Here is a 15,231-nt window from a genome sequence, read left to right on the forward strand (position 1 = left end):
AACAAGAACTTAGCCTATTGGAGATCTAGTGCAGGATAGGCTTCCACCGGGAATGTGACACCCACTACCCCTGCCTTCGCTCTACCCCAGCTATCCGACACACTGCATCAAGGAAAGCTTGTTCATGAACAAATGCTTGGGGGATATGAGACCTAGTGCAGGATAGGCTTTCACCGGAAAGCTGTATTACACAACGCCACCTCCACTACGATTTTTCCTTGTTCATGAACAAATTTGAAAGACGGTGGAGCACTAGTGCAGGATAGGCTAACCGCCGGTAAACTACCCCGGTAGTTTCTGATCGCCCTGCCGGGGCCTTACTCATTGGAGGCGCTAGTCACGTATGGAGAAAGCGAAGGTGTCGAAGTCGGCTCAGTACCTGGACGTGTACTTGGGCGCGCTCAAAGAGCCATGGGCCGATTACTGCAAGGCTCTCGGTAAGAAGCCCGGCGCGGCAATCAAAGAGGCTATCGAGCAGCAGTTGGCGAAGGCGGCCGCAAATCCGCAGCCGAAGATTTACCATCAGATCCACGAAGCACCTGCCGCCGAGCCTAAACAACGATTTGAAATCCTACTGACCGCTTCTGAAAAAGCGGCAGTAAAAGAACGAGCGCGGGTGGAAAGGTGTTCAATGCGCCGGTGGATTGTGGATGCCATCCGAGCTGGACTGACTCATGAGCCGCAATTTGGTATGAGTGAGATCGACGCACTGGGTGAGTCGAACTACCAGCTTTTGGCCCTTGGCCGCAACCTGAACCAGATCTCTCGTCGCCTGAACGAAGGTGCATACGAGCCGGTAACTGTCGAGCGGATCGAAGCGCTAACCCGTATCGTTGATAACCATACAGACATCGTCAACAGAGCTATAAGGGCAAGCCTAGAGCGATGGAATGTCGAGTGATAATTTCGTTGAAGAGGTACTGCTTAGCGCTCACCAGCCACCTTCATCCATCGAGTCGAGCCACGTATGCCTCGCAATAAGAGAGTGCTCATGCTGCTCCGATAATCAGTTCAATATCCAATGGATAGCGCTATGAAATCACGTGGCTTTTTCAGCTTCATTAAAGACGCCCCTGCCTACAAAGACTCTGAAAAGAACTGGTACGTCGAACTAGCCGACTATACGGTCTTTTGGTTCGATCTCGTGATCAATTCGCCACCAGGAATTGACTTCCAGAAAGTAGCCACTGCATACCTAAAGGACTATCGCGACGCAGTAAAAAAAAGTAATGACAAACGTTTTGTGTATTTCATAGCCGCCAGACAAAAAGTACGATTCAGCACTAGAAAGCCCCCGAAATACAGCCTAACAAAACGAGAGATAATAATTTATCTAGAAATAGGCAAGAAGCGAAAAGTTAGAAACGTCCGCTTCCCGGCATCGCCGTCCCTTAGCGGCAGACGACTGCCCATTATCGTTGATAATGGACGATTCATTTCAATTTGGGGCAGCGATCAGGGCAAGCCTGTAGGAATATCAGTGCATGAGTTTTTAATGGGGGAGAATATTAATCTTGGGATCGATACTGAAATTTTATACGTTGGCTCCACCGATGACCCCGCAACCCGCCCGTTGAAGAGAGACCACCGAGGCTACAGTGATTCGCTATATGGCACGCCCACCGATGAAAGAGACATTTTTGTCTATTACAACCTGCTGAAAGCGACGGCAGTTACACAGACAAACCCATATCTCATGAGCTTCGCAGTTAGCAACTCCGCAATAGATGAAGTACAAAAAATGGAGGAAGGCATGCTGCTGGAGCATGGACTCATCCATTATTTCGGAACTAAAAGCCAGGAGAAAAGCAAGGCCCTGGAGTACGGAAGACTAAGGGAGGGGCTAAAACGATTTTCTGCCAATTACAAAATTGAGTCTGTTACTTACTATATCCAGGCGGAGACGCCTACTGAATACTGGCATCTCTATTCCAGGCAAGTGCCAGCAAACCATCGACACGGCTTCTCTCTTAGCCTCGCAGGCGAAGAAGTGTTATTGGGAGAGCCAGTGGAATTCTGAAGCCGTCTAGTCAACACTAGAGATATCTCTCAAGTTGCTTAATACTGACAGGAAAGACCATCAGCATTAACTCGCTTGAGCACCCGAAACATTGCCTATCATCTACTGACCTAACTCGATGCCATCGAGTCCGCTGATCAGAATTCTGCGTAGCCCCTCCAGCCCCCCTGCTGTTGATCTGGATTTTCGCGGGCTCTAGGAATGCGCCGGATGTCTGCCTCCCACGTGCGCCCCCAGTTCTTTGCGTTGACACTAGATTAACGCAGCCCTCTCTATTTTTCGGTTCGACCACCGCTCGTCGGTCTTCGAGCCAGCCCAACACCGAAGCGCACCCGTCAAACGGTAAACAAAAACCAAAAAGATCTAGCAAATTTACCATTTATGGTAAACTCAGGCCGAGAAATGGTAACTTTTACGGCATCTCATCTATGGGTCAGAGCCGTGCGCTTCCGGAGCACACATGGACAGCAAAGCAATTCTAAGCCTCATAGACCTAGCGCTAGGTGGAGATCCGCGCACTCTACGCATGCATCTTCACAAAATGGCGGTCAAAACCGGCCACCGGGATCCAGAGTTATCTGAAAAAATCCTGTCACGATTATCGACCAACGGCCTTAGATCAGCTCAGCCAGCGAAACCTATCCCAGTGGATTCAGACAGCCGACTAAATTTAGTCAGGGTCGAAAATCCGGTAGTCATGGATGACGCCCCCATTTATTCCGAAGAAATCCTGGCACTGCTAGACCAAGTCGTTCTTGAGCGAAAGTCGGCATCAAAGCTATTAGCCGAAGGTTTGGCTCCTGCTAAATCACTATTATTCCAAGGGCCACCTGGAGTCGGTAAAACGATGACGGCACGGTGGCTTGCATCAAGACTAGGCCTCCCGTTTTTAACGCTCGACCTAGCAACTGTCATGAGCAGCTTTCTAGGAAAAACCGGAAATAATATCAAGGCAGTTATTGATCATGCGTCTTCATTTCCCTGCGTGTTGCTTCTTGACGAGTTCGATGCAGTAGCTAAGCGGCGAGATGACGACAGGGAACTAGGAGAACTTAAACGATTGGTAACTGTACTGTTACAGGCTATTGATGAATGGCCTGAATCGTCGGTATTAATAGCTGCAACAAATCACGGCGACCTCTTGGATCCTGCCATCTGGCGTCGGTTTGATCTGGAAATATCATTTGATCTTCCAAGCGAACAAATGCGAAAAGCTTATATCATTAGCTACTGGCCAGAACTAACTAAACACGCGGATAATCTCGCACGTTTTTTTGGTGAAATTTCCTACAGCGATATTGATCGAAGCCTAAGGAAAGCCAAAAAGAAAAGCATATTAAATGAGTGTAGCTTTATCACCTGCATCACTGGAGCCATCGAGAACAAACCAGGAAACAAAGTTGAGCTAAAAAAGAAAGATGTCATTAAATTAGCAGCAGAAGGAATGTCTCAGAGAGCCATATCTATCGCACTGGAAATAAGCAGACCAACCGTAAAAAAAATTATGGACCAACACGTCGAATGTAAGGAAACCCAATGAACAATTTTATAGTCGGATATGGCGAAACGCTTACAACAAAGGTAGATATCGGTGGTGGTGGTGGCGACAAAAAACATCCATACTCAATATCCGACGCGATAAAGCGCATTAGTTCTCAGCTTGAAGAAATAATATCTAAAATAGAAAACAAACCAGATACAGAGTGCGCTGGCGGTAAGGTAGTCATAAAATTTATTCAGCACCCTTCCTATCTAGCAAAATCTTATTATCCGAGAAAACTGTTCTCTGCCTACGGAATGGAAGATATTGGTTCCCGGGCGGTAACCGTAAAACCTGAGCAATGGGGTGTCAAAAAGCACCCGGAAGCTGGATTGGCTAGCTGTGTGTTTGTATCTGGTGAAAAAAGTCAATACAGGAAATTATTAACTGATCTAACGTCAAACTCTTTAACAAGAGCATCCGAAGACGTTCTAAGAACTCTTGAACGTATCGAATATTTTGATGCAGCCGAAAAGATAAAAAGCATCGATACGTCTGGCGACAGCTTGAATCTTGAAGTGGTTATACACGCATCCGCTGACGACGAGTATGTTGTTCGCGCTTTCGACGATTATGCTTCTCTCAACGGCGGAGCAGTAAGACGAGAAAAAGCCAAAGTCGTAGGTGGATTGACATTTTTGCCTGTAATTATTCCACGTGGCAAGGAACAAGTTCTGGCAAAATTTGCTCAACTCAGAGTACTCAGAAGCATTCCAAAGTTGAGAATGAATAAACCGGAAACACTACGCAGCCCTGTGAGCAACCCGGTAATTCTTCCTAACTGGAATCCAGACATCTTGAATCGTGATTTCAAGGTTTGCATTTTCGATGGAGGCTTAGGAGACGGAAATCATATATCTAACTGGGTGACCGAGATCGTACCAGAAGGAATGGAAGGTTCACATCCAGAGTATCTTGCTCACGGCAGCGAAGTTTGCTCTGCATACTTATTCGGACCAGCGTTGGGTTCGGACTGTACGCTGGGATCTCCGTACACTACCGTCGACATAGTCAGAGTTATTTCCCAGGGTGACGACGACCCTGACCTATTTGATGTACTCACTCGCATTGAAGATACCCTGAAGCTCAAAACTTATAAATATGTAAACCTGAGCCTCGGACCTAATATTGCGATTGACGATGACGAAGTTCACGTGTGGACATCCGTTATCGATGCGCTTCTTCAGGACGGTGACTGCCTCGCAGTCGTCGCAGTAGGGAACGACGGTGACCTACCAGGCGATTATGGTCGTGTACAACCACCTAGTGATATGGTCAACAGCCTTTCGGTTGGAGCAAGTGACGGGGAAGTCCAAGGGTGGGCAAGAGCCCCTTACAGCTGTATGGGGCCAGGACGTAGTCCTGGAGTAGTCAAACCTGATGGTGTGATATTCGGTGGCGCGCCTCACAACCTGTTCAGAGTCTACTCACCAAGGATCCATTCTTTCGTAGACACTATGGGCACAAGCTATGCTGCTCCATACGCATTACGTGTGGCTGCCGGCATTGACGCCATCACAGACTTCAATCTATCCACAAACACAGTTAAAGCTCTGATGGTGCACTCTGCGAAACCGGATGAACATGATCTGAAAAATGTAGGCTGGGGTAGATTCCCTACCTCACCTGAATCGGTAATTACATGCCTTGATGATGAGGCGACTATCGTATTCCAAGGCGAGCTTGAGAACTCAAAGCATCTCCGAATCCCAGTACCTCTTCCGGCATCAACTGATTCAACATGGGTACATTTAAGTGCTACATTCTGTATAAGTGCCATCGTGGATCCTGAACATCCATTGCACTACACCAGATCTGGTCTTGAAATTTCTTTTCGGGCGAATGAAGATCGGTTTACGTTGGACGGAGCTAATGCTGACACCAAGCCATTTTTTTCGCTAGGAAAACTATACCCGAGTGAGTATGAGTTGAGAGAGGATGCACACAAATGGGAAACCACTCTTTCTAGACATCAACGCTTTAAACGATCTACGCTTCAATCCCCAGTTTTTGATGTTAAATATCACGCCCGCGAGCAAGGCGGAACAATTAGCGAAGATCTACCTGCCATTCGCTATACATTGATACTTACAATACGCGCAGAAGGTGACAACAGTATCTACAACAAGATATTGCAAGAAAACCAAACGTTACAGGCTATTAATGTAAGAACCAGAGTTGAGATTAAATCCTAGATTGATTGAGTTCTATAAACAATGAGCAACCCAACAGGGTTGCTCAGTCCACCGAGCTTAGCGAAGACTAGTTGTTTCCAACTCATAATCGATCGCTTCCTGGCTCGTGCCCCGGGCCACTTTTTTATGGCAGCTCAACGCCATGGACGTTTGCTCTGAATTGGATTAGCCTCGGCATACAGGCAATGTCGAATAGCCATTACGGAGAAAAATTATGCCAAGGCAGGCGATTCAAGCTCACTCCGCCGCTCGTGGTATCCCTTACCTACTCCATTTCACACGAGCATCGAACCTTCCTACAATCCTTCAACATGGGCTATACCCGATAGGCAGGACCCATGAGGTCGGCTTAGCTCCCCAGATCAACGATCAACTGCGCCTTGACGGTCACAAAGATAGCAACTCGGTTTCAATCGGATTTCCAAACAGCCAGATGCTGTACAAGTACCGAATGGCCGAGCCCCTCGTCGACTGGGTCGTTCTGGTCCTGCACCCCAGCATTTTATGGGTAAAAGATTGCGCATTCTGCAAGCACAATGCCGCTGATGGCCGAATCAGTTGCTGCCCGCTCCCCAAACTGATGACTCCTGAATCGCTCTTGGGTATGTTCGAGGAAATCGACGGATGCTTGCCGCGGGTTGAGCAACGGTTGAAAATATCAGACCCTACAGACGTTCAAGCGGAGGTTTTGGTTTTCGATGTAATCGAGCCGCAGTACATTGTCGGAGTTATTTACGAGAAAGCCCTTGTCCGTGATGCCCATGCACATTTGCTAGGCGACCGAAAGCCGTATGTGCATTCGAACAACAAAGGCATGTTCGCAAACCGTAAATATGCTCGCACATGGGGCTGAGAAAAAATTAGGATTTTTATGGCGTCTAGACCGATTTTTATCCCGAACAGCACAGGACCTACGCTAGTAGACACTAGGCATGTCGAATTCAAATGGTTTCCAGGATTATCAGCATCTCAAAAACAGAAATCTATTGAGTCGCTGCACCAAGCTGCAAAGGAACAGATCCCCTCACTTACCGACGTCCTTGAGGTGTCCAGTAAATCGAAGCTCGACCTTGGGATCGCTCTAAGTGCTTTCAACCTCACCATTACCACGCTCAAAAACAATCTGACATTTAGTGTTGAATGTGCATTTCAGGGCAGCAAGGTTTTTGAGCACGGCGGACCTTATCGCGATATTTTTTCCCTAACCTCCCGGGAAGCCAAGAAAGATGAGAGGCTAAAATCTTCGGGAAGGCTCACAGCGTTTCAGTTTTTCGGCACTGAATGGCCACTCGAGCCAAGAACCGCATTCTATGATTGGCTATACATCAACGCGCTCAAAAAGCATCCATTGATCGCAACTCAGCTAACGTTATATTCAGCGTTTACAGATATTGAGTTTAATCCTGAGCGCTCGATAAATTGCCAGGCGTACTCTGTAGCGCTGTTCATAGCGCTTGAGCAGCGCGGCCTACTTGAACAGGCCTCCTGTTCGAAAGATGCATTTCTGGAGATCGTAGAAAGCGCAAAGGTCAGCAATACGCATCGCGACGACACCATTCAAGGCGATTTGCTGAGTTAGGCTGTAAAGGCTCGGTCCGACCTCGCCGTCATAGAAAACCGCCAATGCCGCTATCCTTCCAAACTCCGGCATGGGTCAGGCAATACCGAAACAACTCTTGACTGAGTCTATGTGTAAAGCGAAGCAGGTGGCGATCGACACGATAATTGCGGCCGTAGCTAGCCATGCCGTAAGTGGCACTTTGTCTCTCCAAAAGCTAAAACTCTTCTGGTTTGCTACCCAGTCAATTTGATACTGCCAGAAGAATTTGTAGTGAGCGTACCAGTCGCTGAATAGGATCTGTTTGCTGATAGAGGCACCGTAATACTGAGATTCAAATGTGGCCAGTCGTGCCCAATAGATGGAAAGATCTGCATTCGCCGCCAGCGCTTCAACCTCGCGGTACAGGTCACGCAGACCATTGAAAATCTTGGTTATCTCCACGGCAGACTTCTCGTAGTCCGATTTTTTTGAATCATAAACCGAGATATAAATACCGATAACGCCAAAAACGGCCATAACTGCAGAGACGTTTTTGGCTGACAGTGACTCGTAGACCAGAGAGAAAATACCCACGGCAGTGCCAATGAATCCAATCAACCCTGGGATCTTGTCTACGATGTCATACGTAGCCCAGTGCTTGCGGCCACCAAAGCCAACGTTATAGCCCGTTTCTGCGATACTTTTGAGCAACGACGCTTGGCTCATATGCTTTCACTAATAGGTACGGTTATTTCGCTACGGGCTGCGACAACACCATCCTTGAGGATATAGCACTCAACCAAGTGGTCGCCTTTAAAGCTCGTGGATTCCTGGATTGTCTCATGGCCCAGGTCGGCAGTTATGTACCCGCGGATGCAATCTCGTTTCTCAGCTTCTTGCCCGATATTGAGCACTTTCCATTTAACGGTGTACGGCTTTGGAACGTCGTTTCGAGCAATCTTGAATTTGAGTGTCTTGCGCGCCTGGAGGGGCAATCCTAGTGCAATCAAATCACTCAGCAACCGTTCTCGAAAACCTTTTTGCTCCACATCACAGTCGAGTACCAAGGGGTAGCGGACATCGATAGGGGCGAGATCCTCGATAAATTCCTCTGTGTCCCTGAAGGTATAAAGGGACTTGGCCAGTGACTCCATAGCGGCACGTGCGGCTGTGCGTGTGGTCGGAAAGTCGCGACCAAATACTTTCTTCCACCGCTCTCCCTCATTTTCCTTACCCGCAGCTTCAATGGCCTTCAGGGATAGCTCATATGCACGCTTGGCCGGCTTTTGAAATTTCTGTTTCACTTTGACGTGCTGGCGACTGCCCAGCGCCGCGTAACGTTCCTGTTGTGGAAGGTTTGATGCGTAGTAAAAGAAATCCCTGACCATGCAGTCGTATGAGGCGAAACTTTTTTCAGCATAATCGTCCGTCTGCGTGAGGAAATTATGTGCCAACGTGTCGATCAGGAGGCCCCCAATCCCGATGCCATGCTTGTTCTTCCACGCCCGAAGCATTTTGCAGAGGCGACGCAGGTTTCCATTTTGGTCATCATCGACGTCGCTGGTAGCCTTGATTTCATCTTTGGGCTTAGTGATCTTCCACGATCCGCCGTTGTACGTATCAGGATATTTGAAGCTGCCGTCGTCTTGCTTGAAAACGGGCTGAACCTCGACGTTAAAATTCTGGAACTTGACGCATACCACCAGGCGGTCAACCGTAATCGTGGTCGTGGAGTACCGTTCCTGGATTGCAGCCTTGGTATCTGAAAGCAGCTTCGACTGCCCCCCCTCCTTGTTGTACCTATCCCAATCACTGTCGGGCATGATGTACAACATATCGAGGTCGGAAACGCCTTTGATGGCTGTCCACCGGCCATACGAGCCTACTTGGAGGTTATTGGCGGTGGAATCCAACGTCCGAAAATACTTATTCAGCGAGCGCGTGATACCAGCGTAACGATCTTCAATCGTTACGTGGTTGGTGATGCGCAGATTGGATACAAAATCCTTAAAAATAACAGCAACTGACATCGGCATCCCTACTGGTCAAGTCCCCAATCACGCTCTGTTGGAGTACGCGCATAGTAGCCGACGGCTATCATAAAGGTCTATCGCCTGACATTTGAGTGGGCTGCCCGGGTAAGAGCCGGCGCAACCTACTAACCCATAGTCTCGCGAACGGCAAAAAATTACCGAGAGCTCATAATTGCCCATCGACAGGAGGGTTCCGGCTAGGATCGGAGCACACTTTCGATAGGCACCGGGAACAAGCAGCTACGAGATGCATCGAGCCTTTTCCAACAGCAGCGTAACCATATTGGCGAGATTCCTAGCGTCATCGATGCCTCGGTGGTACCGGCCGCTCCAAGCTAGGCCAAGCGCTTCGACTGCGGGCCTCAACCCTATTGATGGACATGCAAATATTTCGCAATAGCGTCGTTCAAGATCCAAGTACTCAATTCCAGGCAGTACCGGCGTGCAATTGGCTCTCAGGACATCAGCCGCAAGCTGGTCAGCATCGTAATGTCCCCAAGAGCCCCACAATGCGCTGGGATATTTTTGTAGGAGCGCAGTGACCTCCATTGCGACCTCCGAGAATGCTTGGGCGGCATCCACATCAGCTTGCTTAATTGAGGTCAGGCTGGTACAGAACGCTGTCAGAGTAGGGTGAAGGACCGGGCGAACATAGCGCTGAAACATTTCAACAGTTTCCAGTGTTCGCAGATCCACCACGGCTAGCCCTATCTCGATGGTTTCCATCTCATCCGGCCTTACGATCAGTGCTCGAGGAGTCTCGGACTCCATGAGCTCGTCGCATGTCGCCTCAAGGTCGACGCATAGCATAAAATCGAAAGCACTTATAAATGTCTCGAACGCGTGCAATTGTTGGGTATTGGGGAGAGTTTTCATCTGGCCTTCCTGGAATCCGGATCTTTGACACTCCGTTGGCGTAGAGGGTGACGAACCGGGTCTTGAAGCGCAGGGCTTGCTGAATGGCAGAGAAAAGTGACTCATCTGCCAACCTTCTTATTGAGTAAGACCTCATCGCCAACCATCCGTTTAGCCCTTCGAGAAAGAAGGGACCACTACAAAGTTCTACAGATCTAGTGAGCGTCACCGCCTGCGAGTTTGCCTTGGAGTCGATCCTTGCTTACAAATGTGCACGAGCTGCAAAAACAGTACCTTTGCGGTACAGTGCCCAGCTTGAACAACCTCCTCAAAATTACGCTCAACGCCAAGTAACACGGGACCTCCAGCTATGCCAACCTACGTTCACTTACGAACGCTTTCTCTAGGCATACCAGCTCGCCCGGCAACTCATAATCCCTTGGTCGTAGGTTCGAGTCCTACTGGGCCCACCATATAAAAAAATGGCTTACGTCTAATTAACGTAAGCCATTTTTTATTCGTTTCGCCCATCAATCCACCAAGCGTCGAGAAGATGTCAGTGCTACCCCAGTAGTGCATGCTTGAGCACTGAATCCGTTGTGGTTTGATAGTGACTGGACAGCAGCTCACAGGCCTTGTCGATGTCTTTGGCCAGCACTGCGTCCATCAACTGACGGTGTTCGTTGGGCACATCGCGTGCGCTGCTGTCAGCGTAGTGCATCGACAAAAAACGATAGCGGGCCGTCTGATCTCTCAAGGACGAGCACAGGCGCAGCAGCGTGGGCGAGTTGCAACTGGAGATTAGCGCCTGATGAAAAACTTCGTGAGCGTTTTCCCATTCGGGCTTGAGCAGTCGCTCCGGGCCTTCAACGATCGTCAGACGATCCAGTCGATGGTGGGCCGCAAGAACGCGGCTCTCCCACTCCACATCGCCCTGACGAATCGAATCGGCCAGCGTCTTGCACTCAATGTGCAGTCGAGCGGCGGTGATGTCGGCAATTTCTGCCGCAGATATACGGCCGACACTGAAACCTTTTTGATCGGCCGCCGAGACGAAGCCGCTGCTCGCAAGGCGCGACAGCGCTTCACGCAACGGGATGACCCCACCCTCATAAGATTCTGCCAACTCCTTGAGGCGCAGGCGACTGCCTGGCGCTAACTGGCCATTGATGATGTCCTGACGAATCCGGGCTTCCAACTGCGAAGCCATGGTGCGCTTTTCAGGGGGATCAGCCGATTGCCAGTTAATTAGAGGGGAATTCACGGTCGACTCCATCTTCACATGTCTGTGCGGATAATACACAGGGCTGATAATTTATCAAATTCCATAAAATATATATTTTTTTGTTGACGATATATTTTTTTGGCTCTAGCTTTGTAACCACGCAGTCGGTGCTGCCCTTCATGACCGACGCTTACTAAAACCAATAAGAGAAATCTTTCATGCGTTACGTTAGCTTCCTCAATCAAGGTCAACCTGTCCTAGGTGTCGTCACTGCAAGCGGCGTACGCGTACTAGGAACCGAATCTCTAGAATCGTTGTTAGCGCGAGGCGTCGATCTGAGCACCTACGGTGCCGATGCCAGCGGTGAATTGGTCAACATTGCTGAAGATGCATATCTGCCATTGATGCAGCGTCCGACCAAAATTGTTTGCGTGGGCTTGAACTACGCCGACCACACGAAAGAGTCCCCTTACGCACAACCGACCTACCCGACATTATTCCCTCGTTGGAATTCCAGCCTTACGGCCCACAACAAGCCGCTGATTCGTCCGCGAATCTCCGACACCCTCGACTACGAAGGTGAAATGGCTGTGGTACTTAAAAGTGGCGGGCGTCATATCTGCAAGGAAGACGCACTCGATCACGTCGCCGGTTATGCGCTTTTCAACGAAGGCTCGGTACGTGATTATCAATTCATTTCGCCCCAGTGGACCGTTGGCAAGAATTTCGATAACACGGGCGCATTCGGACCGGTACTAGTAACAGCCGACGAGCTACCTGCCGGGGGCAAAGGCTTGTTGCTCGAAACACGCGTCAACGGCAAGGTTGTACAGTCGGCCAATACCACGGACATGCTGTTCGACGTCGCCACAATCATTTCGACGCTGAGCGAAGCAGTAACGCTCGAAGCTGGCGACGTGATTGTCAGCGGCACCCCCGCCGGGGTCGGTTTTGGTATGAATCCGAAGGTCTACCTGAAAGCGGGTGATGTGGTCGAGGTATCGATCGAAGGCATCGGCAAACTAGTTAATCCAGTCATTGATGAAGTCTGATACCTAACACTGATTTGAACTCAGCTCAGGGCCGATATTGCCCCTGGGCCCCACAATAAGAATAATTTAATGGAGGCAATCATGAGCGTGTCCCATGGTGTGCATTCAATCGATCATTACGCGTTGAACGTTCCGTCACTGGCCGAAGCCTACCAATTCTTCAAAAGCTTCGGCCTCGATGTTCAACGTGAACCCAATCAACTCCTATTGAAAGCAATTGACGGCCATGTCTCGGCAAAAATATTTCCCGCCGCGTCCAAGTCGCTCGCGTATCTGAGTTTCAACTGCTACGAGCAGGATTTCAGCGCCCTACGTCAGCAGATCGAAACCGCTGGTGGACGTTTTGCAGACCGTCCCGAACCGGGAATTTGGTTCCATGACCCTGACGGTAACCTGTTGCAGGTCAAGGTCGGCGAAAAAACCATGCCAAATCAAAAGTCCGATCACCAAAACACTATCACCCCGCCCAACCGCCGCGGCGCAACGACCCGCGACGCCATGGTACAAATCCGACCTCGCCGCTTGTCCCATGTTCTGTTGTTCACCCCCAATGTGCTTGGCGCGCTGCATTTTTACGAGCAGGCCCTAGGCTTGAAGCTTTCAGACAAGTCGATGGACATCATCGCCTTCAGTCACGCACCCCACGGGTGTGACCACCATCTGGTGGCGTTCGCCAAGAGTAGTGCCAAGGGCTGGCACCACGCGGCTTGGGAAGTGGACAGCATCGACGAAGTCGGCGCAGGCGCGTCGCAAATGGCGAAGGCAGGGCACACGAAGGGCTGGGGCACCGGTCGTCATTGCTTGGGCTCGAACTACTTTCACTACGTGCAGGATCCGTGGGGTTCGTTCTGCGAGTATTCGGCAGACATGGACTACATTGGCGAAGGCGTTGAATGGCCTGCCGGCGACTATCCGCCGGAAAACTCGCTGTACCTCTGGGGACCAGACGTGCCGGACAACTTCATTTTCAACACTGAAGCGGATACCCCGGCACCTGCCTGAGTCGCTCGGCTCTTATTACAAAATTGACACTCCTGCATTGCGCTAGCCTCCCCGCTCGCGCGACGGGTCCGGCCCTGCCCGGAAATCATTGAGAAGTACACGAGGCACAGATCATGAATCAGCAAACTACAGTCGATATTGCCATTGCCGGATACGGCCCAGTTGGCCAGACGCTGGCCATCCTGTTAGGCCAGATGGGCTACTCGGTCGCCGTATTCGAACGCTGGCCCGCGCTATATCCGCTCCCGCGTGCAGTATTTTACGATCATGAAATTCGGCGAATCTTCCTCTCTATGGGACTTGGCGAGGAACTGGCAAAAATCTCTCAACCTTCGGCACGTTATCAGTGGTTCAACGCTGATTGGAAAGTCTTGGTAGAGATAGATTGGTCCGCCGAATCGATCAGTGACGGGCCGTTCGGTTACTTGTTCAATCAACCATTGTTGGAAGCTGCCCTGGACCGCAAAGCCAAAAGCATCGGCAATGTGCAAGTCCATCAGGGTTGGGAAGCGACAGCGCTGAAACAAGATAACCACGGCTGCGACATGGTTCTTAATCGGGTTATTCGCCAAGACGGTAAGTTTTTACTCGGTGAAGAACAGCAAAGTGTTCGAGCGCGCTATGTGATCGGCGCCGACGGCGCCAATAGCTTCGTGCGCCAGTCGCTAGGCATTGAATGGCAGGATCTGGGCTTTCAGGAAGACTGGCTGGTGGTCGATCTGCAACCCAAGCCCGGTGTACCACTGGATGTTCCGGATATCGGCCAGTGGTGCAACCCCGAACGCCCCACCACAATGGTTCCCGGCGGACCTGGTTATCGGCGTTGGGAGTTTATGCGTCTGCCCCACGAAGCCATTGAAGACCTTCAAGATACCGACAAGGTCTGGTCGTTGCTGTCGCGCTGGGTCACGCCGGACACTGCAACGTTGGTGCGCCACGCGGTCTACCAGTTTCGTTCGCGAATTGCCTCCAATTGGCACAGCGGTCGGGTGATGTTGGCTGGCGATGCGGCCCACGTGATGCCACCGTTCATGGGCCAAGGTATGTGCTCGGGAATCCGCGACGCATGGAATCTATCCTGGCGGCTCGATTTGCTGATGCGCGGCTTGGCCGATGAAACGCTGTTGGACGGCTATACACTTGAGCGCAAACCGCAGATCCGCGCCGTTATAGAAGCGTCCATGGCGATGGGGAAAGTTGTCTGCGTATCAGACCCGGTCGAGGCGGCCGAACGCGACGCCGCCTACCTGAGCGGTAATGTTGCGCCGCTGCCGCCGTTCCCGGGTTTGACCGATGGACTACTGCCAAAGGCTGGCCCATTGCGCGGCACGCTTGGAGTGCATGGATCAATCGAGATCGGTGGCAAGGTCAGCCGCTATGACGACGTCATCGGACGCGGTTTTCACTTGCTGGTGAGTGGCGAGCTTGACCCTTTGCTGCTGCTCAGCTCGGAACAGTCGAGATTTATTAGCGACTACGATCTGAAGGTCGTTCGACTTGCACAAACGGCGGACAGTAGCCAAGGCATCTATCGAGACGTCTCTGGAAAATACCTGCGATTCATGGCAGAGGCCGGACTCGAAGCCCTCATCGTGCGACCTGACTACTACTGCTATGGCGGCGTGGCAGCGTTGTCGGCGCTGCCACAATTAATCGACACCCTGCGCGATCAGCTACAAAGCAGCGGCCAGCAAACCCGTACCAACAACGACACAAAGACCTGTCACGCCTGACACCTGTTTTCCGGGGGCATGGATGCCCCGACCTCC

Annotated in this window: 13 protein-coding genes; 9 read left to right on the forward strand and 4 right to left on the reverse strand. The window is 50.6% G+C overall.

Annotated features, from left to right (window positions below):
• Positions 1 to 358: 358 nt before the first annotated feature.
• The 6 genes from QN378_RS18555 to QN378_RS18580 all read left to right on the forward strand — a co-directional run bounded on the left by QN378_RS18555 (position 359) and on the right by QN378_RS18580 (position 7,334).
• Positions 359 to 901: a plasmid mobilization relaxosome protein MobC gene (locus QN378_RS18555; RefSeq protein WP_323550991.1), complete on the forward strand. Its 543-nt coding sequence runs from the start codon at positions 359 to 361 to the stop codon at positions 899 to 901.
• Positions 902 to 1,033: 132 nt separating this feature from the next.
• Positions 1,034 to 2,020, forward strand: a complete 987-nt coding sequence (locus tag QN378_RS18560; protein ID WP_323550990.1) for a hypothetical protein — start codon at positions 1,034 to 1,036, stop codon at positions 2,018 to 2,020.
• A gap of 460 nt (positions 2,021 to 2,480) precedes the next feature.
• Positions 2,481 to 3,560, forward strand: coding sequence for an AAA family ATPase (locus tag QN378_RS18565; RefSeq protein WP_323550989.1), 1,080 nt, complete (start codon positions 2,481 to 2,483; stop codon positions 3,558 to 3,560).
• A complete protein-coding gene (locus tag QN378_RS18570) occupies positions 3,557 to 5,755 on the forward strand; it encodes a S8 family peptidase (protein ID WP_323550988.1) in 2,199 nt (732 codons plus the stop codon). Before QN378_RS18565 ends, QN378_RS18570 begins: the two co-directional genes overlap by 4 nt.
• Before the next feature lie 214 nt (positions 5,756 to 5,969).
• Positions 5,970 to 6,608 (forward strand): DarT ssDNA thymidine ADP-ribosyltransferase family protein, encoded by a 639-nt coding sequence (locus QN378_RS18575; protein WP_323550987.1) that lies wholly within the window; start codon positions 5,970 to 5,972, stop codon positions 6,606 to 6,608.
• An 18-nt stretch (positions 6,609 to 6,626) separates the two neighbouring features.
• Positions 6,627 to 7,334 (forward strand): DarT1-associated NADAR antitoxin family protein, encoded by a 708-nt coding sequence (locus QN378_RS18580; protein WP_323550986.1) that lies wholly within the window; start codon positions 6,627 to 6,629, stop codon positions 7,332 to 7,334.
• Positions 7,335 to 7,409: 75 nt separating this feature from the next.
• Here QN378_RS18580 and QN378_RS18585 read toward each other — a convergent pair whose 3' ends face one another.
• The 4 genes from QN378_RS18585 to QN378_RS18600 all read right to left on the reverse strand — a co-directional run bounded on the left by QN378_RS18585 (position 7,410) and on the right by QN378_RS18600 (position 11,447).
• A complete protein-coding gene (locus QN378_RS18585) occupies positions 7,410 to 8,021 on the reverse strand; it encodes an SLATT domain-containing protein (RefSeq protein ID WP_323550985.1) in 612 nt (203 codons plus the stop codon).
• Positions 8,018 to 9,325 carry an SMODS domain-containing nucleotidyltransferase gene (locus QN378_RS18590; protein WP_323550984.1) on the reverse strand — a complete coding sequence of 436 codons (1,308 nt, stop codon included), beginning with the start codon at positions 9,323 to 9,325 and terminating at the stop codon, positions 8,018 to 8,020. The genes QN378_RS18585 and QN378_RS18590 overlap by 4 nt, the downstream gene beginning before the upstream one ends.
• 243 nt (positions 9,326 to 9,568) lie before the next feature.
• Entirely contained in the window at positions 9,569 to 10,204 is a 636-nt protein-coding gene (locus QN378_RS18595) for a 3'-5' exonuclease (RefSeq protein ID WP_323550983.1), read from the reverse strand.
• A 541-nt stretch (positions 10,205 to 10,745) separates the two neighbouring features.
• Positions 10,746 to 11,447 carry a GntR family transcriptional regulator gene (locus tag QN378_RS18600; protein ID WP_322205666.1) on the reverse strand — a complete coding sequence of 234 codons (702 nt, stop codon included), beginning with the start codon at positions 11,445 to 11,447 and terminating at the stop codon, positions 10,746 to 10,748.
• Between the two features lie 179 nt (positions 11,448 to 11,626).
• Between QN378_RS18600 and QN378_RS18605 the strand changes: the two genes are divergently transcribed.
• From QN378_RS18605 to QN378_RS18615, 3 genes are all read left to right on the forward strand, one after another.
• On the forward strand, positions 11,627 to 12,460 hold the full coding sequence (locus tag QN378_RS18605) for a fumarylacetoacetate hydrolase family protein (protein ID WP_323550982.1): 834 nt from the start codon (positions 11,627 to 11,629) through the stop codon (positions 12,458 to 12,460).
• 81 nt (positions 12,461 to 12,541) lie between these two features.
• The gene (locus QN378_RS18610; RefSeq protein ID WP_322205667.1) at positions 12,542 to 13,462 is read left to right on the forward strand and encodes a VOC family protein; all 921 of its coding nucleotides are present in this window, start codon (positions 12,542 to 12,544) and stop codon (positions 13,460 to 13,462) included.
• A gap of 113 nt (positions 13,463 to 13,575) precedes the next feature.
• Positions 13,576 to 15,195 (forward strand): bifunctional 3-(3-hydroxy-phenyl)propionate/3-hydroxycinnamic acid hydroxylase, encoded by a 1,620-nt coding sequence (locus QN378_RS18615; RefSeq protein WP_323567420.1) that lies wholly within the window; start codon positions 13,576 to 13,578, stop codon positions 15,193 to 15,195.
• Positions 15,196 to 15,231 lie beyond the last annotated feature (36 nt).

This window comes from Pseudomonas sp. 10S5, assembly GCF_035019745.1.
In the GTDB taxonomy this organism is placed as follows: domain Bacteria; phylum Pseudomonadota; class Gammaproteobacteria; order Pseudomonadales; family Pseudomonadaceae; genus Aquipseudomonas.